At 67.4% G+C, this 22,014-nt stretch carries 22 protein-coding genes; 16 read left to right on the top strand and 6 right to left on the bottom strand.

Annotated elements, in window-relative coordinates; translation table 11 throughout:
• Nucleotides 1-6 precede the first annotated feature (6 nt).
• From chlG to C8K14_RS00960, 5 genes are read left to right on the top strand one after another with little or no spacing between them, the layout of a single operon-like run.
• The gene (gene chlG, locus C8K14_RS00940; protein ID WP_107715325.1) at nucleotides 7-909 is read left to right on the top strand and encodes a chlorophyll synthase ChlG; all 903 of its coding nucleotides are present in this window, start codon (nucleotides 7-9) and stop codon (nucleotides 907-909) included.
• Nucleotides 906-2,228 (top strand): BCD family MFS transporter, encoded by a 1,323-nt coding sequence (locus C8K14_RS00945; protein WP_233250833.1) that lies wholly within the window; start codon nucleotides 906-908, stop codon nucleotides 2,226-2,228. The genes chlG and C8K14_RS00945 overlap by 4 nt, the downstream gene beginning before the upstream one ends.
• Complete coding sequence (locus tag C8K14_RS00950) at nucleotides 2,225-3,454, top strand: geranylgeranyl diphosphate reductase (protein ID WP_107715326.1); 1,230 nt, start codon at nucleotides 2,225-2,227, stop codon at nucleotides 3,452-3,454. Before C8K14_RS00945 ends, C8K14_RS00950 begins: the two co-directional genes overlap by 4 nt.
• A complete protein-coding gene (locus tag C8K14_RS00955) occupies nucleotides 3,451-3,930 on the top strand; it encodes a TspO/MBR family protein (protein WP_022678336.1) in 480 nt (159 codons plus the stop codon). Before C8K14_RS00950 ends, C8K14_RS00955 begins: the two co-directional genes overlap by 4 nt.
• 10 nt (nucleotides 3,931-3,940) lie before the next feature.
• Entirely contained in the window at nucleotides 3,941-4,201 is a 261-nt protein-coding gene (locus C8K14_RS00960) for a hypothetical protein (RefSeq protein WP_107715327.1), read from the top strand.
• On the opposite strand, the gene C8K14_RS00965 is transcribed toward C8K14_RS00960, so the two are convergent.
• Nucleotides 4,198-4,815: a TetR/AcrR family transcriptional regulator gene (locus tag C8K14_RS00965; protein ID WP_022678334.1), complete on the bottom strand. Its 618-nt coding sequence runs from the start codon at nucleotides 4,813-4,815 to the stop codon at nucleotides 4,198-4,200. The genes C8K14_RS00960 and C8K14_RS00965 overlap by 4 nt on opposite strands.
• A gap of 92 nt (nucleotides 4,816-4,907) precedes the next feature.
• On the opposite strand from C8K14_RS00965, the gene C8K14_RS00970 reads away from it, so the two are divergent.
• The 7 genes from C8K14_RS00970 (at nucleotide 4,908) to C8K14_RS01000 (ending at nucleotide 11,930) form a co-directional block, all read left to right on the top strand.
• Nucleotides 4,908-6,041 carry an acyl-CoA dehydrogenase family protein gene (locus C8K14_RS00970; protein ID WP_107715329.1) on the top strand — a complete coding sequence of 378 codons (1,134 nt, stop codon included), beginning with the start codon at nucleotides 4,908-4,910 and terminating at the stop codon, nucleotides 6,039-6,041.
• 99 nt (nucleotides 6,042-6,140) lie between these two features.
• Nucleotides 6,141-6,908 (top strand): SDR family NAD(P)-dependent oxidoreductase, encoded by a 768-nt coding sequence (locus tag C8K14_RS00975; protein ID WP_107715330.1) that lies wholly within the window; start codon nucleotides 6,141-6,143, stop codon nucleotides 6,906-6,908.
• 38 nt (nucleotides 6,909-6,946) lie between these two features.
• Nucleotides 6,947-8,140, top strand: coding sequence for an acyl-CoA dehydrogenase family protein (locus C8K14_RS00980; protein ID WP_062784113.1), 1,194 nt, complete (start codon nucleotides 6,947-6,949; stop codon nucleotides 8,138-8,140).
• Nucleotides 8,130-9,227 (top strand): phosphotransferase family protein, encoded by a 1,098-nt coding sequence (locus C8K14_RS00985; RefSeq protein WP_107715331.1) that lies wholly within the window; start codon nucleotides 8,130-8,132, stop codon nucleotides 9,225-9,227. The genes C8K14_RS00980 and C8K14_RS00985 overlap by 11 nt, the downstream gene beginning before the upstream one ends.
• Nucleotides 9,224-10,006: an enoyl-CoA hydratase/isomerase family protein gene (locus C8K14_RS00990; protein WP_107715332.1), complete on the top strand. Its 783-nt coding sequence runs from the start codon at nucleotides 9,224-9,226 to the stop codon at nucleotides 10,004-10,006. The genes C8K14_RS00985 and C8K14_RS00990 overlap by 4 nt, the downstream gene beginning before the upstream one ends.
• An 87-nt stretch (nucleotides 10,007-10,093) precedes the next feature.
• Entirely contained in the window at nucleotides 10,094-11,071 is a 978-nt protein-coding gene (locus C8K14_RS00995) for a nitronate monooxygenase family protein (protein WP_107715333.1), read from the top strand.
• 103 nt (nucleotides 11,072-11,174) lie between these two features.
• Nucleotides 11,175-11,930: a DUF4019 domain-containing protein gene (locus C8K14_RS01000; protein ID WP_107715334.1), complete on the top strand. Its 756-nt coding sequence runs from the start codon at nucleotides 11,175-11,177 to the stop codon at nucleotides 11,928-11,930.
• Between the two features lie 21 nt (nucleotides 11,931-11,951).
• On the opposite strand, the gene C8K14_RS01005 is transcribed toward C8K14_RS01000, so the two are convergent.
• From C8K14_RS01005 to C8K14_RS01025, 5 genes are read right to left on the bottom strand one after another with little or no spacing between them, the layout of a single operon-like run.
• Nucleotides 11,952-12,800 (bottom strand): CoA ester lyase, encoded by an 849-nt coding sequence (locus C8K14_RS01005; protein ID WP_107715335.1) that lies wholly within the window; start codon nucleotides 12,798-12,800, stop codon nucleotides 11,952-11,954.
• Nucleotides 12,797-13,249: a MaoC family dehydratase gene (locus tag C8K14_RS01010; protein ID WP_107715336.1), complete on the bottom strand. Its 453-nt coding sequence runs from the start codon at nucleotides 13,247-13,249 to the stop codon at nucleotides 12,797-12,799. Before C8K14_RS01010 ends, C8K14_RS01005 begins: the two co-directional genes overlap by 4 nt.
• Nucleotides 13,250-13,252: 3 nt before the next feature.
• Nucleotides 13,253-15,094 carry an acetyl/propionyl/methylcrotonyl-CoA carboxylase subunit alpha gene (locus C8K14_RS01015; protein ID WP_107715337.1) on the bottom strand — a complete coding sequence of 614 codons (1,842 nt, stop codon included), beginning with the start codon at nucleotides 15,092-15,094 and terminating at the stop codon, nucleotides 13,253-13,255.
• Nucleotides 15,095-15,100: 6 nt separating this feature from the next.
• A complete protein-coding gene (locus tag C8K14_RS01020) occupies nucleotides 15,101-16,702 on the bottom strand; it encodes a carboxyl transferase domain-containing protein (RefSeq protein WP_107715338.1) in 1,602 nt (533 codons plus the stop codon).
• Nucleotides 16,699-17,865, bottom strand: a complete 1,167-nt coding sequence (locus tag C8K14_RS01025) for an isovaleryl-CoA dehydrogenase (RefSeq protein WP_107715339.1) — start codon at nucleotides 17,863-17,865, stop codon at nucleotides 16,699-16,701. Before C8K14_RS01025 ends, C8K14_RS01020 begins: the two co-directional genes overlap by 4 nt.
• Before the next feature lie 104 nt (nucleotides 17,866-17,969).
• Between C8K14_RS01025 and C8K14_RS01030 the strand changes: the two genes are divergently transcribed.
• The 4 genes from C8K14_RS01030 to katG all read left to right on the top strand — a co-directional run bounded on the left by C8K14_RS01030 (nucleotide 17,970) and on the right by katG (nucleotide 21,985).
• Nucleotides 17,970-18,815, top strand: coding sequence for a LysR family transcriptional regulator (locus tag C8K14_RS01030; protein ID WP_022678321.1), 846 nt, complete (start codon nucleotides 17,970-17,972; stop codon nucleotides 18,813-18,815).
• Between the two features lie 131 nt (nucleotides 18,816-18,946).
• The gene (locus tag C8K14_RS01035) at nucleotides 18,947-19,459 is read left to right on the top strand and encodes an alpha/beta fold hydrolase (RefSeq protein ID WP_199223623.1); all 513 of its coding nucleotides are present in this window, start codon (nucleotides 18,947-18,949) and stop codon (nucleotides 19,457-19,459) included.
• A 51-nt stretch (nucleotides 19,460-19,510) separates the two neighbouring features.
• A complete protein-coding gene (locus tag C8K14_RS22835) occupies nucleotides 19,511-19,654 on the top strand; it encodes a hypothetical protein (protein WP_199223625.1) in 144 nt (47 codons plus the stop codon).
• Between the two features lie 111 nt (nucleotides 19,655-19,765).
• Complete coding sequence (gene katG / locus C8K14_RS01040) at nucleotides 19,766-21,985, top strand: catalase/peroxidase HPI (protein WP_107715340.1); 2,220 nt, start codon at nucleotides 19,766-19,768, stop codon at nucleotides 21,983-21,985.
• Nucleotides 21,986-22,014 lie beyond the last annotated feature (29 nt).

Here is a 22,014-nt window from a genome sequence, read left to right on the forward strand (position 1 = left end):
TCGGCCATGGCTCGCTCTGCTGCCTTTCCCGCGATGGCGCCACTTCCGGCGCTCCGGGACGTTGTCACCCTGCTCAAGCCGATCACCTGGTTTCCGCCGATGTGGGCGATGGTGTGCGGCGTGCTGTCATCGGGCGTGCCGGTTGCCTCGCGCTGGTCTTTCCTGATCGCGGGCATTGCGCTGGCCGGCCCGCTGGTATGTGGCACCAGCCAGGCGGTGAACGACTGGTTCGATCGCCATGTCGATGCCATCAACGAGCCGCACCGCCCGATCCCCTCCGGCCGCATCGCCGGGCGCTGGGGCCTGGCCATCGCGATCATCTGGAGCGGCGTATCGCTGCTGGTGGCGGCGCTCACCGGGCCATGGGTGCTGGCGGCCACGGCGCTGGGCCTCGCTTGCGCCTGGGCCTACAGCGCGCCGCCCTTGCGGTTCAAGACCAGCGGCTGGATCGGCCCGGCGGTGGTGGCGCTCAGCTATGAAGGGTTGAGCTGGTTTACCGGGGCGGCGGTGATGGCCGGGGCGCTGCCCTCGGGCCGGGTGCTGGCGGTCTTGGCGCTCTATAGCCTGGGCGCGCATGGCATCATGACACTTAATGATTTCAAGGCTGTGGTCGGTGATCGGCTGACCGGGCTGCGCTCCTTGCCGGTGATCCTGGGCGAACGCCGCGCGGCCTTGCTGGCCAGCGTGGTGATGGCCGTGCCGCAGGGGGTGGTCGTGCTGCTGCTGTGGCGCTGGCATCTGGCGGTGCCGGCGCTGGCCGTGGCGGTGCTGCTGGCGGCGCAACTCGCGCTGATGCCCCGGCTGGTGGCTGATCCGGCGGCGCGCGCGCCCTGGTACAACGCCACCGGCGTGTCGCTCTATGTCTTTGGCATGATGGCCGCCGCGCTCGGCCTGGGAGGATACCTGTGAGACAGCACGCGTTCGGCTGGTGGTCCATCCTGCGCCTGGGCGCGGTGCAGGCGGCGATCGGGGCGATCACCATGTTGGCAACCTCGTTGCTCAACCGCCTGATGGTGCTGGAATATGGCCTCGCCGCCGGCATTCCGGCTGGGCTGGTGGCCTGGCACTATGGCGTGCAACTGTCGCGCCCGCTGTGGGGCCATGGATCGGATATTGGCCGGCGGCGCACGCCGTGGATACTGGCCGGCATGGTTACGCTGGGGCTGGGCGCGCTGTTGGCGGTGCATGGCGTGACCATGCTCGATGAATCGCGCGTCAAGGGTATTGCCCTGTCGGTCTTTGCCTTTACCCTGATCGGCGCCGGCGTGGGCGCGGCGGGCACCTCGGTGTTGGCGCTGCTGGCCACGGGCGTGGCGCCCGAACGGCGCGCGGCGGCCGCTGCCGTGACCTGGATCATGATGGTCTTTGGCATCGTGGTGGCAGCGGGTACGGCCGGGGCGCTGCTCGATCCCTATTCCGAACAGCGGCTGACCGCCGTTTCCGCAGGCGTGGTGGGCGCGGCGCTGCTGGTCACGGTGCTGGCCACGTTCCGCCTGGAGGGGCGCGGGCCACTGCTGAGCGCCACTACGGCGCCGCTGGCCGGGCCGCCGCTCTCGCTCAAAGAGGCGTTGAGCGAAATTTTTGCCGACGATGAGGCCCGGCGCTTTACCCTGTTCATCTTCGTGTCGATGCTGGCCTACAGCATGCAGGATCTGATCCTGGAGCCTTTCACCGGCCTGGTTTTTGCCATGACGCCGGGGCAATCGACCAGCCTGTCGGGATGGCAGAACGGCGGCGTGCTGATCGGCATGATCGCAACCGGCGTGGGCGGCAGCGCGTTTCGCGGGCGCCTGCCGATCGAGCTGCGCACCTGGACCATGGTCGGCTGCCTGGGTTCGGCCGTGGCGCTGGCCGGGCTGGCGATGGCTGCCTGGGTTGGCCCGGGCTGGCCGATCGCGGCCAATATTGCCCTCCTGGGCCTGTGCAACGGCGCCTTTGCCGTGTCCGCCATCGGATCGATGATGGGCCTCGCCGGCGCCGGCCGCCGCCAGGGCGAAGGGGTGCGCATGGGCGTGTGGGGCACGGCGCAGGCCATTGCCTTTGGCCTGGGCGGGCTGATCGGCGCGCTGGGCGTCGATGTGGCGCGCGGTGCCTTTGGCACGCCGGGCAAGGCCTTTGCCCTGATCTTTGCCGCCGAGGCGGGATTGTTTCTCTATTCCGCGCTCCTGGCCATGCGCACGCGCGGCGTGGCCCGGCCGGTCGCCAGCCTGAGGTCTGTGGCGATATGAACCAGGACGAACAGTTCGATGTTGTGGTCATCGGCGGCGGCCCGTGCGGCGCCACCACGGCCTGGGATCTGGCGCGCGCCGGGCGGTCGGTGCTGTTGCTTGATCGCGGTGGGCGGATCAAGCCGTGTGGCGGCGCGGTGCCGCCGCGCCTGCTGGAAGAGTTCGAGGTGCCGCAATCGCTGCTGGTGGCGCGGGCGCGCGCCGCGCGCATGGTCGCGCCCTCGCGCCGCGCGGTGGACATGCCGGTGGGCGAGATCGGCTATGTCGGCATGGTCGACCGCGAGGTGTTTGACGAATGGCTGCGCAACCGTGCCGCCACCGCCGGCGCCGTGCGCCGCACCGGCACCTATGACAGCCTGAAGCGCGACGCGGACGGCGGGGCGATCGTGCGCTATCGCGCCACGCGCGGCGGCGCGGTGGAACAGGTGCGCGCGCGGCTGGTGATCGGGGCCGATGGCGCCCGCTCGGCCGTGGCCCGCGCGCATGTGCCGGGAGCGGAACGCAACCCTTGCGTCTTTGCCTATCACGAGGTGATCCGCGCGCCGGCCACAGCGCAAGGCGTCGCTGGTGGGCAGGATTTCGACGCCACGCGTTGCGACGTGCTCTATCAGGGCCGCGTCTCGCCCGATTTCTATGGCTGGGTCTTTCCCCATGGTGAAACCGCCAGCATTGGCGTGGGCTCGGCGCGCAAGGGCTTTTCGCTGCGCCAGTCGGTGGCGCTGATGCGCCAGGATATGGGCCTTGCGCGGTGCGAGACGATCCGCCGCGAAGGCGCGCCGATCCCGCTCAAGCCGCTGCGCCGCTGGGACAACGGGCGCGACGTGCTGTTGGCGGGCGACGCCGCCGGGGTGGTGGCGCCGGCTTCGGGTGAGGGAATCTATTACGCCATGGCCGGTGGGCGCATTGCCGCGCAGACCGCGCTGGAATTCCTCGCCTGTGGCAATCCTGCGGTCTTGCGGCAGGCGCGGCGCACGTTCCTGCGCGCGCATGGCCGCGTGTTCTGGATTCTCGGGATGATGCAGTATTTCTGGTATTCCAGCGACAAGCGCCGCGAGCGCTTTGTGGCGATGTGCGCCGATCGCGATGTGCAACAGCTGACCTGGCAGGCCTATATGAACAAGCGACTGGTGCGGCAGCGACCCATGGCGCACTTGCGCATTTTCCTGAAAGATTGCGCACACCTGCTCGGCCTGGCCCGGCCCGCCACCGAAAGTCCCGCGCCATGAGCCGGCCCTGGGCCATGCCCGTGGGCATCGCCGTGGTCGCGGCGCTGGTGGTCGCGCTGCTGGGCGGCACGATCACCGACCTTGGGCCATGGTATGAAGCGCTGCACAAGCCGGCGTTCACCCCGCCGCGCCCGGTGTTTCCGATCGCCTGGACAGTGATCTTTGCCTTGGCGGCAACCGCCGGGGTCAATGCTTGGCGCGCCGCGCGTGATGTGCGCACGTCTGACACGGTGATCGGGCTCTTTGCCCTCAACGGTTTTCTCAACATCTTGTGGAGCCTGCTGTTCTTTCGCGTCCAGCGGCCGGACTGGGCCTTTTTCGAGCTGGTCGCGCTATGGTGCTCGATCGCGGTGTTGATCCTCTATTGCCTGCGCATCTCGCGGCTCGCCGCCGCGCTGCTGCTGCCTTACCTGGCGTGGGTGAGCGTGGCTGGCATGCTTAACTGGCAGGTCGTTCAATTGAACGGCCCGTTCTAGGGCAGGCGGGATGGGCGCCTATTTCGCCAGTGGCCATGCCGCCGACGTGATGCTGGCGGCGCTGGTGGTGGAGGCGGCCTGGCTGCTCGCGCGCGGGCGCGGCCTGGCCTTGGTGCTGGTGATGCTTGGCCCGGCGGCCCTGATCGTGCTGGGCCTGCGCGCCGCGCTGGTCGGTGCGCCCTGGCCGTGGATCGCCCTGCCACTGGCGCTGTCGCTGCCCATCCACCTCGCTGATCCGCGCCTGTGGCGCCGGGACAATCGCACCGTCTAGCGCGGCAGAAAGCCCTGCGCGAGCATGGCAACCAGTTCTTCGGCAATGCGCGCCGGGGGCAGTTCGCCCTGGGGATCGTGCCAGCGGCCCGGCCAATTGAGCGCGCCGGCCAAGGCAAAGCCCAGCAGCTTGGTATTGGTCGGCGCCAGCGAGCCATCAGCCACGCCTTCCTCGATCAGTTCGCGCATGGCGCTGTCGATCTTGCGCTTGAGCGCCTGGAACTGGGCGCGGCTGTCAGGGCCGAGCGCCTCCGCCCCGGTGCGCACCACGCAGCGGCCGAAATCGTCCATGTTGACCTGGGCATAGCGCGTCAGGAACAGGCGCAGCCGTTCGGCCCCGTTGCCATCGGTCTGGCGCGCCTGCTCTGCCGCTTCGAGCAGTTGCGACAGGCCGATCGTCACGCATTCGAGCAGCACCTGATCCTTGTTGCCGAGGTAGTGATAGATCGTCGGCTTGGAGATCCCCAGGCTGGCCGCCACGTCATCCAGCGAGGTCTGGTGAAAGCCGCGTTCGTTGAACATCTGCACCGCCGCGCGCAGCACGGCCTCGCGCTTGGCGGCGCGCGCCTTGCTGCGCTGTTGCGGGGATTGAAATGGGGAATCGGCTGGCGGCAACTTTTTGGCTCCATGGGCTGCTTCGCCGTGTTGACATGATACCGGACAGAAGGCAATCTACTCGTGAGTAAACAATAGTCCGGTCAGTATCCATGATTCTCGACGAAACCCAGATGGCCGTGCGCGAGATGGTCCGCGCCTTTGCCCAGGAGCAGCTGCGCCCGAACACCCGCGCGTTCGAGGAAGCGGGTGGCTATCCCCCCGAACTGTTCGCGCAGATGGCGCAACTGGGCCTGATGGGCATGACCGCGCCGGAAAGCGAAGGCGGCGCGGGGCTCGACGCGGTGTCCTATGCCCTGGCGCTGATCGAGATTGCGGCGGGCGATGGGGCGCTTTCGACGATCGTCTCGATCCACAACAGCCTGATCGTGGCCGGCATCCTGGCCTATGGCAGTGCCGCGCAGCGCGAACGCTTCCTGCCCGATCTGGTGGCCGGACGCGCCACGGGCGCCTTTGCTTTGACCGAGGCCGACGCCGGATCGGATGCTTCGGCCCTGCGCACGCGAGCCACGCGGGTGGAGGGCGGCTGGTCGCTCAACGGCGCCAAGCAGTTCATTTCCAACGGCCGCATCGGCAAGGTGGCGATCGTCTTTGCCGCCAGTGACCCGGCCGCCGGCAAGAAGGGGATCACCGCCTTCCTCGTGCCCACCGACAGCCCCGGCTATGTCGTGGACAAGGTGGAGCACAAGCTGGGGCAGTGGGCATCGGATACCTGCGCGATCCGGTTCGATGATGTGTTCGTGCCCGACGACATGGTGCTGGGCGCGCCGGGGCAGGGCTATCGCATCGCGCTGTCCAACCTGGAGGCCGGGCGCATCGGCATTGCCGCGCAGTGCATCGGCATGGCGGACGCCGCGTTGGCCATTGCCGTGGCCTATGCCAAGGATCGCAAAAGTTTTGGCCAGCCGATCATCGCCCACCAGGCCGTGGGCCACCGCCTGGCCGACCTGGCCGCGCGGCTGGAGGCGGCGCGCCAGCTGGTGCTGCACGCCGCTGCGGTAAAACAGACCGGGGCACCCTGCCTGCAGGAAGCCTCGATGGCCAAGCTGGTCGCCTCTGAAACGGCAGAGGCGGTGGTCTCGGGCGCGATCCAGACGCTGGGTGGCTATGGCTATCTCGAGGAATACGGCGTGGCCAAGATCTATCGCGATGTGCGGGTGTGCCAGATCTATGAAGGCACATCGGATATCCAGCGCATGGTGATCGCACGGGCCCTGGCTGGATGACTGGGGCGGGATAGGCGCGCTAGTGTTTCGGCCAGTGCGGCCGCGCGGCAAAGCATCCTAAAGACAACAGCAAATCGACAGAGTTCGGGAGACAGGTTCATGGATATCAACGGCCTTGCGGCCATCGTTACCGGCGGCGCATCGGGCCTGGGTGCCGCGACAGCAGAAATGCTCAGCGCGCGCGGTGCCAAGGTGGCATTGTTCGATCTCAACGCGGCAGCCGGAGAGGCCAAGGCAGCCGAAATCGGCGGCCTGTTCAAGACGGTGGACGTGACCGATGAAGCATCGGTGAGCGATGCTATCGCCCAGGCCGAAGCCGTGCACGGCAAGGCGCGCATCCTGGTCAACTGCGCAGGGATTGCCCCGCCAGCCAAAGTCTTGAGCCGCGATGGCAGCCCGCTGCCGCTCGCTGATTTTGCCAAGATCATCAACATCAACCTGATCGGCACGTTCAACGTGTTGTCCAAGTTTGCCGCGCGCATCTTTGACGCTGAACCGCTCGATGCCGATGGCGCGCGCGGGGTGATCGTCAACACTGCCAGCGTTGCCGCGTTCGATGGCCAGATCGGCCAGCCGGCCTATGCCGCCAGCAAGGGCGGCGTGGCTGCCATGGCGCTGCCGATCGCGCGTGAACTGGCCCGCTTTGGCATTCGCGTGAACACCATTGCGCCGGGCATCTTCTGGACGCCGATGCTCGCCAGCCTGCCGCAGGATGCACAGGATTCGCTGGGGCAGCAGGTGCCGTTCCCCTGCCGCCTGGGCCAGCCGGCCGAATATGCCAAGCTGGTGGAAGCGATCGTGGGCAATTCCATGCTCAATGGCGAGGTTATCCGCCTCGACGGCGCGATCCGCATGGCCCCGCGCTGAGCGCGCAGACACCAGACCAAAAGCACAAGGAGAGGGTGATGAGCGGGATCGGCATGGCAGCGGCGCAAGACCTGGCGCGCAAGGTGGAAACCTTTGTGCGCGAGGTGGTCGCGCCCTATGAACAAGACCCGCGCCGCGACCATCACGGCGCGCCGACCGATGCGCTGGTGCATGAACTGCGTGAAAAGGCCCGTGCGGCCGGCGTGCTGACCCCGCACATCATGCCCGACGGCGGCCATCTGACCCAGCGCGAGACGGCGGTGGTCCTGGCGGCCAGCGGTCTTTCGCCGCTGGGGCCGCTGGCCTGCAACACGGCCGCGCCTGATGAGGGCAACATGTACCTTTTGGGCAAGGTGGGCGACGCCGCGCTGCGCGAGCGTTTCCTCAAGCCCATGGTCGAAGGCCATGCGCGATCGGCCTTTTTCATGACCGAGCCGGCCGAACTGCAGGGCGCCGGGTCTGACCCGTCGATGATGATCACCACCTGTCGCAAGGATGGCAACCATTGGGTGATCAACGGCACCAAGTGCTTCATCACCGGGGCCGATGGCGCGCAGGTGGGCATCGTCATGGCGCGATCGGAAGAGGCCGACAGCGCAGGCGGCGCCTGCATGTTCCTGGTCGATCTGCCCGATCCGGCGATCCGCATCGATCATGTGCCCAATACGATCGACAGCTCGATGCCAGGTGGCCATGCCACGGTCACGATCGATAATCTGCGTGTGCCGGCCGACCAGATGCTGGGCCAGGCGGGCGAAGGGTTCAAATATGCCCAGATCCGCCTTTCGCCCGCGCGCCTGTCGCACTGCATGCGCTGGCTGGGCGCCTGCCAGCGCGCCAACGAGATCGCCAGCGACTATGCCAACCGCCGCATGGCCTTTGGCAAGCCGCTGATCGATCACGAGGGCGTCGGCTTCATGCTGGCCGAAAACCTGATCGACCTGAAGCAGGCGGAACTGATGATCGACTGGTGCGCCAGCGTGCTCGATACCGGCAGCCTGGGCACGGCCGAAAGCAGCATGAGCAAGGTAGCAGTGTCAGAGGCGCTGATGCGCGTGGCCGATCGCTGCGTCCAGGTTATGGGCGGCACTGGCGTGACTGACAAGACCATCGTGGAGCAGGTGTTCCGCGAAATCCGCGCGTTCCGCATCTATGATGGCCCGACCGAAGTGCACAAGTGGAGCCTGGCCAAGAAGATCAAGCGCGATTGGAAGCAGGCCCATGCGCACTGAGCAATCGGCACCGCCCGCGCAGCTTGATGCGGCGCAGATTGCCCAAGCCAATGCCGGCGTCGGTGCGGTGCGGACCGCGCTGGACGAACAGGCGCTGGCGGCGTGGCTTTCCGCCCATGTCGCGGGCTTTGCCGGGCCGCTGCGCGTGGCGCAGTTCAACGGCGGCCAATCCAACCCCACCTATCGCCTGGAAACGCCCGCGGCGCGCTATGTCTTGCGGCGCAAGCCCCCGGGCACCGTGCTGAAAGGCGCGCACGACGTGCAGCGCGAGGCGCGGGTGCAGCAGGCCCTGGCGGGCAGCGACGTGCCGGTGGCGCGCATCCTGGGCGTGTGTGACGACGATGCCGTGATCGGCAGCGCGTTTTACGTGATGGACATGGTGGACGGGCGCGTGTTCTGGGACGCGAGCTTTGCCGAAGTGGCCAAGGACGAGCGTGCCGCCTATTTCGACGAGATGAACCGGGTGATCGCCGCCCTGCACGGGGTGGATCATGTCGCGGTGGGGCTGGGCGATTATGGCAAGCCCGGTAACTATTTCGCCCGGCAGATCGGCCGCTGGACCCGGCAATACCTGGAAGACGAGCTGGCGGGGCGCGATCCTGATATGGATGCGCTTGTCGCCTGGCTGCCCACGGCCATTCCCGATGATGACACGACCACCCTGGTCCACGGCGATTTCCGCTGCGACAACATGATCTTTCACCCCACGCAGCCGCGCGTGCTCGCCGTGCTCGACTGGGAGCTTTCGACGCTGGGCCATCCGCTCGCTGATTTTGCCTATCACGCGATGATGTATCGCATGCCGGGCGATATCGTTGCCGGGCTGGGCGGCGCCGATCCGCAGCCGCTGGGCCTGCCGAGCGAGGCGGACTATATCGCCCGCTATTGCGCGCGCACCGGGCGCGCGGGCATTGCCAATTGGGATTTCTATGTCGCGTTCCAGTTCTTTCGGCTGGCGGCGATCTTTCATGGCATCAAGGGCCGCGTGCTGCGCGGCACGGCGGCCAATGCCCAGGCGGCGCAGCGCGCGGAAGCCTTTCCGCGCCTGGCCCGGCTGGGGCGCGAAGCGATGGAGGCCTGCGCATGAGCGACGATCTGGTTCTGGTGGAGCGCCGCGGCGCGGTTGCGATCGTGACGCTCAATCGCCCGGCGGCGGGCAACACGCTCGACATGCCCACGGCCACCCGGCTGGAGCAGGTGGTGGCGAGCGTGGCAGGCGATGCCAGCGTGCGCTGCGTGGTCGTGACCGGGACGGGCAAGCTCTTTTGCGGCGGCGGTGACGTGGGTTCGTTCGGCCGCGCGAGCGAGGGGCCATCGGCGTTCCTGTTTGCCCTGGCCGGCTCGGTGCATCGTTCGGTGCTGGCCTTGGCGCGCATGGGCAAGCCCTTGGTCACGCTGGTCAACGGCCCGGCCGCTGGCGCCGGGTTGAGCCTGGCGATCCTGGGCGACGTGGCCTTGGCCGCGCCCTCCGCGCATTTCACCGCTGCCTATGGCATGGTGGGCCTGACGCCCGATGGCGGGATGAGCTGGACCCTGCCGCGCGTGGTGGGCCTGCGCCGCGCGCAGGAAATTATCCTGACCAACCGCCGCATCGGCGCCGACGAGGCCGCGCAGATCGGCCTGGTGACCCGCGTGGTCGCGGCCGAGGCGCTGCTCGACGAAGGCCTGGCCGTGGCCGAGCGGCTCGCCCAGGGGCCGGTTGGCGCGATTGCCGGCGCGCGCGCCCTGCTCGCGGCCAGCATGCAGAACGACCTGGCCACGCAGCTTGACCTGGAAGTGGTGCGCATTGCCGATGCCGGCGCCGGGGCCGAAGCGGCCGAAGGCATTGCCGCATTTGCCGAACGGCGTCCGCCGCGCTTTACCTGAAGCCCAGCCCCCGTTCCCCAATCCTGGCCACGGCGCGTCCCGTTAGGGACGGCGCTGGGCCGTGCCGTTCCGATGTGAGGTGCAATCATGGCGATCAAGACCCGGATTACGCAGCTTTTGGGCATTGCCCACCCCATTGTGCAGGGGGGAATGATGTGGGTGGGCCGCGCCGAACTGGCGAGCGCGGTATCCAACGCCGGGGGGCTTGGCATCCTGACCGCGCTGACCCAGCCGACGCCCGATGATCTGCGGCGCGAGATCGAACGCTGCCGCACCATGACCGACAAGCCGTTTGGCGTGAACCTGACGATCCTGCCCTCGGTCAGCCCGCCGCCCTATGCGGAGTATCGCCGCGCGATCATCGATAGCGGGGTCAAGATCGTGGAAACCGCCGGTCACAACCCACGCGAGCATATCGAGGATTTCAAAAGCCACGGCGTGACCGTGCTGCACAAGTGCACCGCCGTGCGCCATGCCGTTTCTGCGCAGAAGATGGGCGTGGACGTGATCAGCATCGATGGCTTTGAATGCGCCGGCCACCCCGGTGAGGATGATATCCCCGGCCTGATCCTGATCCCCGCCGCAGCCGACCAGATCAGCATTCCGATGCTGGCCAGCGGCGGCATTGGTGACGGGCGCGGGCTGGCTGCCGCGCTGGCGCTGGGCGCCGAAGGGGTGAACATGGGCACGCGGTTCTGCGCGACGGCAGAGGCGCCGATCCATGACGCGATCAAGCAGTTGCTGGTGGCCAACAGCGAGCGCGATACGCGCCTGATCTTCCGCCGGTTTCACAACACCGGGCGCGTGGCGGCAACGCCGGTGTCTGATCGCGTGGTGGACATCTCTGCCCGGCCCGAGGCGGTGTTCGAAGATATCCGCCCGCTGGTATCGGGCGCCAAGGGGCGCGAGGCGCTGGAAACCGGCAATGTCGAGGCGGGGCTGGTCTGGGCCGGGCAGGTGCAGGGCCTGATCCACGATATCCCGACTTGCGCGCAGCTGCTGAGCCGCATGGTGGCCGAGGCCGAGGACGTCATCCGTGGGCGGCTGGGCGGGTTTCTCGCCTGATCCTTTCCGCGCGCCCGGATCACCACTGGTTGCACGCGGGAACGGCAGTACAAGAATTTAGGGGTGGTTGGCGCGGATCGCCTGCCATAGTCGTGGCCCGGCCATGACCACGCCGATCACCCACGCCGTTGACTCGCTGACCGAAAAGGAAAGGCAGGTGTTGCGTCTGATGGTGCGCGGGCACGATGCCAAATCGATCGCCTGCCGCCTCGATCTTTCGGTGCACACGATCAACGAGCGCCTGCGGGATGCACGGCGCAAGCTTGCGGTGTCGAGCAGCCGGGAAGCGGCGCGGCTGCTTTTCGATGCCGAGGGAGAGCCCCCCAAAAATTCAGGGGACAGCGAATTGGGGGAAGCCCCGCACCCCGGCGATATGGAACAGCCTGGCTTGGCCGGACGAATGGCTCGTCGCGGCTGGATCAAGACAGGAAGTATCGCCATGTCATTGCTGATGGGACTGGCCGCGCTTGTGGCGCTGCCGCTGATGAATGCATCGTCAGATCCGCAACCCGCCGCCACGGTCGAAACCAGCGATCCCGCGATTATCGCCACGGCACGCCGTTTCCTCGAGCTTGCCGACCAGCACGACTGGGCCCAGACCTATCGCATGACCACCATGCGTTTCCGCAAGGCCAACACGCAGCAGGTCTGGGCGAACGTTTCGGAAAAGGTCCATGCCGACCTGGGCATGGTGCAATCGCGTCAATTGCTCAGCGAACAGAACCTGCCTGCACCCCCCAACGGCTATGAAGTGGTGAAATTCCGCAGCCACTTTGCCAAGAAGGGCGAGGTGGTGGAGACGGTCACGCTGGAACACGTCGATGGCGCGTGGCAGGTGGCAGGCGTGACGGTCGGCTGAACCTGGCACGCCAGGGTTTCGTTACCGCTGGCTGCGCGCTGCCAGCGCCAAGATCGCCTCTGCCTGCTTGAGGTGGGGGCGATCGATCATCCGGCCATCGAGTTGCACCACGCCCAGCGCGGGATCGGCGGCAAACAGCGCGACGACGCGGCGGGCGTGGTCGATCTCGGCCGGGGTGGGGGTGAAAGCCTGATTGATCACCGGCACTTGCGCGGGGTGCAGCGCCATCATCCCGGTAAAGCCATCGCGGCGCGCCCGCGCGGCATAGCGCGCCAGGCCATCGAGGTCCGCCAGGGCGGGAAAGACCGTCTCGATCGCGGCCACGCCGGCCTTGTGCGCGCCGAACAGCGTCAGGCTGCGCACCAGTTCGTAGGGCGGGGTATAGCGGCCATCGTCCTCGCGCGCGGTGGCAGCGCCGATCGCGGCGGGCAGGTCTTCCGCGCCCCAGGTCAGCCCGCACAGCGCGGCGCGCACATCGCCATAGCTGCCCAGTTCGAACACGGCGGCCGGCGTTTCGGTGGCAATCGGCAGGATCGGCACGGCCTGCGCGCCCATCATGGCCAGAAGCGTGCCGACGGTTTCCGCGCCTTCGGCCTTGGGCAGCATGATCCCATCGGGTCGGCCGGGCAGCGCCGCCGCCAGATCGGCAGCGGCCATTCCACTGTCCACCGGATTGATCCGCACGAAGACCGGGCATGGGCGCTGCCCATCGGCCAGATAGGCGGCCACGGCGGCGCGTGCCCCATCCTTGGCGGCGAGCGCGACCGAGTCTTCCAGGTCGAGGATCACCGCATCGGCGCCGCTGGCGGCGGCCTTGGCAAAGCGTTCCGGCCGGTCGGCCGGCACGAACAGTAGGGAGCGCAGTTTCATGCGGGCGTTCCCGCGATCAGCGCACTGCGCTTGCAGCGGCACACGACCTCGCCGCGCTGGTTGATCAGTTCGTGGGTGAACGTGACGATGCCGGCGCCCGGACGCGAGCGGGAGGGGCGCGTTTCCAGCACTGCGCTGGTGGCGTGGAGCGTATCGCCGATGAACACCGGCTTGGGCATCGTCACCGCGTCATAGCCCAGGTTGGCCACCAGCGTGCCGAGCGTGGTTTCGCCAACCGACAGCCCGACCATCAGCGCGAACGTGAAAGTGCCGTTGACCAGGATCTGGCCAAACTCGCTGGCGCGCGCGGCCTCAGCATCGAGGTGCAGCGGCTGCGGATTGTGCGTCATGCACGAAAACATGAGGTTGTCGGTCTCGGTCACGGTGCGGCGGATCGGGTGTTCGATCCGGTCACCCACGGCCCATGCATCGAAAAAGCGCCCGGTCATGGTTCAATCGTCCTGCTGGGTGATGCGCGCCAGCAGCGCATCGACTTGTACTTGCGCGCCCGCCTGGGTTTCGAGCGCGTCGACCACGCCATCGAACGGGGCAACCAGCGTGTGTTCCATCTTCATCGCTTCGAGGGTCAAGAGCTTTTGGCCCTTGGTGACGGTTTCCCCCTGCGCGACGGACACCGCGATGACGCGGCCGGGCATGGGCGCCAGGATCGCGCCGTCGCCGGCAGTGGCGCCGTCGGTCGGCTTGTGGTGCCAGGGTTCGAGCCGCCACACCTGTCCGTGTTCGCAGACCAGGGTGAACGGTGCCGGATTGGTTGCGGCGCCAGCGAAGGCGATTTCAATGGGCGCGCCATCGAGCAGGAAATGCCCGGTGCGAACGGGCGCGGCATTGAGGCGCAGGCCTGGCGCCAGGCTGGGCACAACGAGCCGCGCAGCGGCCTTGGCGAGGGCCGCTGCCGAGGGTGCAAGCGGCTCTGCCAGAGCGGCACCGTCACGGCCGATCAGGCCGGTATCAACGTCGCCGGCGACAAACTGCGGATGGTGCAGCAGGCGCGCGAGGAACGCGGCATTGGTGCGCACCGGCCAGATGGCCGTCTCGTCGAGCATCTTGGCGAGACGCTGGCGCGCGTCTTCGCGGCTGGGGCCATGGGCGATGACTTTGGCGACCATCGGATCGTAGAACGGGCTGATCGTGTCGCCCTGCGCCACGCCGGTATCGATGCGCCCGCCCTCAACCATCCCGAACTGCAGATGGTCGAGCCGGCCGATCGAGGGTAGGAAGCCCTTGGCCGGGTCTTCGGCATAGAGCCGCGCTTCCATTGCCCAGCCCTGGATCGTCAGTTCGTCCTGGCGGCGGGGCAGCGGTTCGCCGCTGGCCACGCGGATCTGCCATTCGACCAAGTCGACCCCGGTGGTCGCCTCGGTCACCGGGTGTTCCACCTGAAGCCGGGTGTTCATTTCCATGAACCAGATGCGATCGGCGCGCAGGCCTTCCGAGCCATCGGCGATGAATTCGATCGTGCCGGCGCCCTGATAGCCAACGGCCTGCGCCGCGCGCACCGCCGCCTGGCACACCGCGGCCCGCGTCGCTTCGTCCATGCCGGGCGCCGGGGCTTCCTCGATCACCTTCTGGTGGCGGCGTTGCAGCGAGCAATCGCGTTCAAACAGGTGGACCACGTTGCCGTGCGCATCACCGAACACCTGCACTTCGATATGGCGGGGTGAGAGGATGTATTTCTCGATCAGCACATGCGCGTTGCCGAACGAGGCAGCCGCCTCGCGCTGGCACGAGGCGAGCGCGTCGGCAAAATCCTGCGGCTGTTCGACCAGGCGCATGCCCTTGCCGCCGCCGCCGGCCACGGCCTTGATCAGGACCGGATAGCCGACCTTGGCCGCTTCGGCCGCCAGGAATTCGGCATCCTGGTTTTCGCCCAGATAACCCGGCGTGGTCGGCACGCCGGCCTGCTGCATCAGTGCCTTGGCCGCGTCCTTGAGGCCCATCGCCGAAATCGCGGCGGGCGGCGGGCCGACCCACACCAGGCCCGCGTCGAGCACGGCTTGCGCAAAGGCAGCGTTTTCCGAAAGGAAGCCATAGCCGGGGTGGATCGCCTGGGCGCCGGTTTCCAGCGCGGCGGCGATGATCTTTTCACCCACCAGATAGGATTCGCGCGCCGCCGCCGGGCCGATGGCCACGGCCTGGTCGGCTTGGGCCACGTGCATGGCTTGGGCGTCTGCTTCCGAATAGACAGCCACCGTGCGCAGGCCCAAGCGACGGGCGGTGCGGATGATCCGGCAGGCGATTTCGCCACGGTTGGCGACAAGGATGGATTGGATCATGCGCGCTTACATCCGGAACACGCCGAAGGACGGACGATCGGCAAAGGGGGCTTCCAGGCAGGCTTCCAGCGCCAGGCCGACCACGTCGCGGGTCTGCACCGGATCGATCACGCCGTCGTCCCACAGGCGGGCGGTGGCGTAATAGGGGTTGCCTTCGTCTTCGTATTTCTGGCGGATCGGCGCCTTGAACGCTTCGGCCTGTTCGGGTGTCCAACTCGCGGCGTCGCGGTGCACGGTGGCGAGCACGCTGGCCGCCTGTTCCCCGCCCATCACCGATATGCGCGCGTTGGGCCAGGTGAACAGGAAGCGTGGGCCATAGGCCCGCCCGCACATGCCATAGTTGCCCGCGCCGAAACTGCCGCCGATCAGCACAGTGATCTTGGGCACTTGCGCGGTGGCAACGGCTGTCACCAGCTTGGCGCCATGCTTGGCGATGCCTTCGGCTTCATACTTGCCGCCGACCATGAACCCTGAGATGTTTTGCAGGAACAGCAGCGGGATGCCGCGCTGGCAGGCCAGCTCGATGAAATGCGCGCCCTTTTGCGCGGACTGCGAAAACAGCACGCCGTTGTTGGCCAGGATCGCCACCGGCAGCCCATGGATATGGGCAAAGCCGCAGACCAGCGTGGTGCCGAACAGCGCCTTGAATTCGTGAAATTCGCTGCCATCGACGATCCGCGCGATCACTTCGCGCACATCGTAGGGCGCGCGCACGTCTTGCGGGATCACGCCATAGAGGCCCTGCGGATCGTGGAGCGGCGGGCGGCTCTCGCGGCGTTCTACCCGCGCGCGATCGGGCGCGCCTAGGTGCGAGACGATATCGCGCACGATCGACAGGGCATGTTCGTCGTTTTCAGCAAGGTGATCGACCACGCCCGACTGGCGCGCGTGGAGATCGCCGCCGCCGAGATCTTCGGCGCTGATTTCCTCGCCCGTGGCAGCCTTCACCAGCGGCGGGCCGGCCAGGAAGATCGTGCCCTGATCCTTCACGATCACGGTCTCGTCGCTCATCGCCGGAACATAGGCGCCGCCGGCGGTGCACGATCCCATCACGGCGGCGATCTGGGCAATGCCGGCCGCGCTCATCCGCGCCTGATTGTAGAAGAACCGGCCAAAGTGATCGCGATCGGGAAACACCTCTGCCTGGTTGGGCAAGTTGGCCCCGCCCGAGTCCACCAGATAGACGCAGGGCAGGCGGTTTTCCTGCGCGATTTCCTGGGCGCGCAGATGCTTTTTCACCGTCATCGGGAAATAGGTGCCGCCCTTGACGGTGGCATCGTTGGCAAAGACCATGCACTGCCGCCCGGAAACGCGGCCAATGCCGGCGATGATGCCCGCGCCGGGCACTTCGTCGTTATAGAGGCCATTGGCCGCCAACTGGCCCACTTCGAGAAAGGGGGAGCCAGGATCGAGCAGCCGCTCTACCCGATCGCGCGGCAAGAGCTTGCCCCGCGCGGTGTGGCGGCTGCGCGCGCGGTCATCGCCGCCCAGGGCTGCCTTGGCGACGCGGGCGAGCAAGTCTTCGGCCAGGGCGCGGTTGTGCGCGGCGCGCGCCTGCGCGTCCGGGCTGGCCAGATCGATGGCGGTGGGTAGGACTGGCGCGCTCATCCCTTAATTCCAATCAGTTCGCGGCCGATCAGCATGCGGCGGATTTCGTTGGTACCCGCGCCGATATCGAGCAGCTTGGCATCGCGCAGATAGCGTTCCACCGGCCAATCCTTGGTATAGCCGGCGCCGCCCAGCGCCTGGATCGCCTCGCCCGCGACGCGAAATGCGCTTTCGCTGGCGAGCAGGATCGCGCCGGCGGCATCGAACCGCGTGGTCTGCCCGGCATCGCAGGCGCGCGCGACGGTATAGACATAGGCGCGCGCCGATTGCAGCGCGACATACATATCGGCCACTTTGGCCTGCATCAGCTGAAACGTGCCGATCGCCTTGCCGAACTGCTGGCGTTCGCGCACATAGGGGATCACCGTGTCGAGGCAGGCCTGCATGATGCCGATCTGCATGCCCGCCAAAACCACGCGCTCGTAATCCAGCCCGCTCATCAGCACGCCCACGCCGCCGTTGACGGGACCCATGACGTTTTCGGCCGGGACGAAGCAATCGTCGAACACCAGCTCGCACGTGGGGCTGCCGCGCAGGCCCATCTTGTCGATCTTCTGGCCGATCGAAAAGCCCGGCATGCCGCGCTCGATCAGGAACGCGGTAATGCCCTTGGCGCCGGCATCGGGCGCAGTCTTCGCATAGACCACCAGGGTATCGGCATACGTGCCGTTGGTGATCCAGAACTTGGTGCCGTTAAGGCGGAAGCCACCATCGACTGCATCGGCACGCAGCTTCATCGCCACAACATCCGAACCGGCGCCGGCTTCCGACATCGCCAGGCTGCCAACGTGTTCGCCCGATACCAGCTTGGGCAAGTACTTGGCCTTTTGCGCGGGATTGCCCCAGCGGCGGATCTGGTTGACGCACAGGTTGGAATGCGCGCCATAGGACAGGCCCACTGCGCCCGATGCGCGGCTGACTTCTTCCACCGCGATGACATGGTGGAGATAGCCCAGGCCCAACCCGCCGAATTCCTCCTCCACGGTCACGCCATGCAGGCCGAGCGCGCCCATCGGCTCCCACAATTCGCGGGGGAAGCGGTCTTCGGCGTCGATCGCGGCGGCCAGCGGCGCGATCTGCTCGTCGGCAAAGCGGCCGGCGGCCTCGCGGATCATCTGGGCGTTTTCGTCCAGGCCGAAATCGAGTTCGGGGGTTGCACGCACGGCTTTGTCTCCTCTTCCCGCCCACTGTTTTCTGTGGCCATGATACCGCGCCGCTGGCTGCGCAGGAAATTGATTTTCGCAGCCGATTTGCATAGAAAAAACCTATGTTGAAACGCAACCACCTGCGCCAGTTCCTGGCCATCGTCGAAACCGGCGGTATCAGCGCGGCCGCGCGGCGGCTGAACCTGAGCCAGCCGACGCTGTCGGCCGGCCTGGCCGAACTGGAGCGGCTGGTGGGAGCACCCTTGCTGATGCGCGATCGCAAGCAGATCCGCCTGACGGCGGCGGGCACGCGCCTGCTCGCCCATGCCCGCACGATCGAGCGGGAGTTTCGCCTGGCCGAAACCCCGGCGCAGGACCTGGCCCCGGTGGCCGCGCCGCTGCGCCTGGGCGTGCTGGCCTCGTTGCCCGGCCGGGCGCTGGTGCAACTGGCGCGTGATATGCAGGGCACGCGCCCGCTGGTGCTGCTGGAAGGCAGCGATGCCGATCTGCGCCGCCGGCTGGGCGAAGGGCAACTCGATGCGATCCTCACCCTACTGCATGGCGCGCCAGCGGAAGGAGCGGTGGTGGAAGAAAGCTATGCCATGTTGCTGCCGCAGGGCCACGCGCTGGCCGCGCGCACCATGGTCAGCGCGCTGGACCTGGCGGCCGATGTCATGGTGGCGCGGCGCAGCTGCGAGATCCTGGGCGAAACCAGCCGCTTCTTCACCGCCCAGGGCGTGCGCCCGCATTTCCTGCTGCGCAGCGCTAACGAGGAACGTTGCATGGATCTGGTGCGGCAAGGCCTGGCGGTGACCACCGGGCCGGTGAGCCTGGCTGGCGATGGCGTGGTGGCGGTGCCGCTCGCCGGCTATGATTTCCGCCGTCGGCTGGGTCTGGTGGGCGGCGGCCAGGCGCTGGACCCGGCACTGGTGGCAAGTTGGGGCCGGCTGGCCGCCAGCTGGGCATAATCTCGGGCCGTCAGCCCAAGCCCCGGTTGGGGCGTTGAGATTCACCCGATCGGGGGTTTGTCAGCACGCGTGGTTTTGCAAAACATTGCAGGCCTGCGGGCATCCCTCTCGCCTGATCGGAGCCAACCATCATGACCGCGTCCCCCACCACGCCGACCGTCGTCCTTGTCCACGGCGCCTGGGCCGATGGATCGAGCTGGCAGCGCGTCATTCCCCTGCTGCTCGCGGCCCACGTGCCGGTGATGGCGGTGCAGAACCCGACGACCTCGCTGGCCGATGACGTGGCCGCCACCGCGCGCACGCTGGCCACGGTTGCCGGGCCAGTGGTGCTGGTCGGGCATAGCTGGGGCGGGGCGGTGATCACCCAGGCCGGCAACGATCCCAAGGTCAAGGCGCTGGTCTATGTCGCCGCATTTGCGCCCAAGGCCGGTGAAACCGTGGGCGACCAGGTCGGCCGCCACGAAGCCCCGCCGGCGCTGGGCAAGATCATAGACGATGGCGCCGGTTTCCTGACGCTGAGCGCGGCAGGCTGGATCGAGGACGTGGCGCAGGACCTGCCCGAGACCGAGGCGCGCGTGCTCTGCGCCACGCAGCCGCCGCTCGCCGCCAGTACCTTTGGCGACAAGGTGGAGCAGGCCGCGTGAGAAACCCGCCCGACCTGGTACATCATTTCCGCGCAGGATCGCATTGTCAGCGTGGCGCTGGAGCGCGAACTGGCCGCGGCGATGAACGCGCAGACCAGCGAAGTGGCGGCGGGGCACCTGAGCCTGCTGTCGCAGCCCGAGGCGGTGGCGGGCGTTATCCTCGACGCCGTGCGCGCGACGGCTGCAAGCCTCTGAAACATGTGCGCAGTGAACCAAGAGACGCTTTTTCCTGTCATGGCTTCATGACAGGATCGCCGCGTCCTGCTCACGGCCGATACCGGATTCGGCCAAGCAATGGAGAGTGACATGGATGCGGTAACGACGAAGTGCCCGATGGGCGGCGGCGAGGGCAAGAAGCGGCCCCTGTTGGGACGGACGAACCAGGACTGGTGGCCCAAGGCCCTGCCGCTGGCGATCCTGGCGCAGCATGGCCAATCGGCCAGCCCCTATCCGCAAGGGTTCGATTATCGCGCCGCGTTCAAGGGGCTCGATTATGCGGCGGTGAAGGCCGATCTGCATGCCCTGATGACCGACAGCCAATCGTGGTGGCCGGCCGACTACGGCCATTATGGCCCGTTCTTTATCCGCATGGCCTGGCATTCGGCCGGCAGCTATCGCAGCGGCGATGGGCGTGGCGGTTCGTCTTCGGGTTCGCAGCGGTTTGCCCCGCTCAATTCCTGGCCCGACAACGGCAACCTCGACAAGGCACGGCGCCTGCTCTGGCCGATCAAGCGCAAGTATGGTGCGGCGCTGAGTTGGGCTGACCTGTTCATCATGGCCGGCAACGTGGCGATCGAGTCGATGGGCGGCCCGATCTTCGGCTTTGGCGGCGGACGCGAGGATATTCACGAACCGGCCCTCGATGTGTTCTGGGGCATGGAAGAAACCTGGGTGGGTGACCCGCAGAACCAGACCCGGATCGACGAGGCCGCCGGCCTCAAGATCGAGGGTCCGCTCGCCGCGATCCAGATGGGGCTGATCTATGTGAACCCCGAAGGACCGGGCGGCGTGCCCGATCCCATGGCCTCGGCGCGCGACATTCGCGAAACCTTCCACCGCATGGGCATGGACGATACCGAAACCGCCGCGCTCACCGCCGGCGGGCACACCTTTGGCAAGGCCCATGGCGGCGGCGATGCCGCGCTGGTGGGGGCCGCGCCCGAAGGGGCCGACATTGCCCAGATGGGCTTTGGCTGGACCTCTACCCACGGCACCGGGATGGGCGATGACACGATCACCTCGGGCATCGAGGGATCGTGGACGCCCACGCCCACGCAGTGGGACATGACCTATTTCGACATGCTGCTCGACCACGAATACGAACTGGTGCGCAGCCCGGCCGGCGCGCACCAGTGGCAACCGGTGGGCAACCCCGAAGAGACCCTGGCCCCCAAGGCGCACACACCGGGCGTCAAGGTGCCCACGATGATGACCACCGCCGACATGGCGATGAAGGTCGACCCGGCCTATCGCGCGGTGATGGACCGTTTCCGCGCCGATCCGGCCTATTTTGCCGACAGCTTTGCCCGCGCCTGGTTCAAGCTGACCCACCGCGACATGGGGCCCAAGGCGCGCTATCTGGGGCCAGACGTGCCGGCCGAAGACCTGATCTGGCAAGATCCGATTCCCGCGCGCGATTATCCGCTGATCGATGCCGCCGATGTGGCCACGCTCAAGACCGCGATCGCCGGCTCAGGACTGTCGGTGGCTGAACTGGTCGGCACGGCCTGGGCCTCTGCGGCCACCTATCGCGGATCGGACCGGCGCGGCGGCGCCAATGGCGCGCGCATCGCGCTGGAGCCGCAGCGCCATTGGGCAGTGAACGAGCCGGAAAAGCTGGCGCGCGTGCTGGACGTCTATGCCGGCATCAAGGCGCAGTTCGATGGTGCGGCCAGTGGTGGCAAGAAGGCGTCGCTGGCCGATCTCATCGTGCTGGGCGGCGGCGTGGGCATCGAACTGGCCGCCAAGGCTGCTGGCCGCACGGTGGATGTGCCGTTCACCCCGGGCCGCACCGATGCCACGGTGGAACAGACCGACGCCGAAAGCTTTGCCTGGCTGGAGCCGCATGCCGATGGCTTCCGCAACTATCTGGCCGGGCCGACCGATGTGAACGCCGAGGAACTGCTGATCGACCGGGCGCAGTTGCTGGGCCTAGGCGTGGCGGAAATGACCGTTCTGGTCGCCGGGCTGCGCGTGCTGGGTGCCAACCATGGCGGCGCGGCGCATGGCGTGCTGACCACGCGGCCGGGCCAGTTGACCAACGATTTCGTGGTCAACCTGCTCGACATGGCCACCGCCTGGGCGCCGGCCGGCGACGGGGCTGAAACCTACGTGGGCAAGGATCGCGCCAGCGGCGCGGCGCGCTGGACGGCCACGCGCGTCGACCTCGTGTTCGGGGCCAATGCCCAGCTGCGCGGGGTGTGCGAGGTCTATGCCGGGCTGGACGCAGAAGACAAGTTCGTGGACGATTTCATCGCCGCCTGGACCAAGGTGATGAACGCAGACCGCTTCGACTTGCTCGATTGATCGCGTGCCTGGTTTGCTGGCGCCGTTGC

Origin of the sequence: Novosphingobium sp. GV079, assembly GCF_003058045.1 — a bacterium.
Lineage (GTDB): Bacteria > Pseudomonadota > Alphaproteobacteria > Sphingomonadales > Sphingomonadaceae > Novosphingobium > Novosphingobium capsulatum.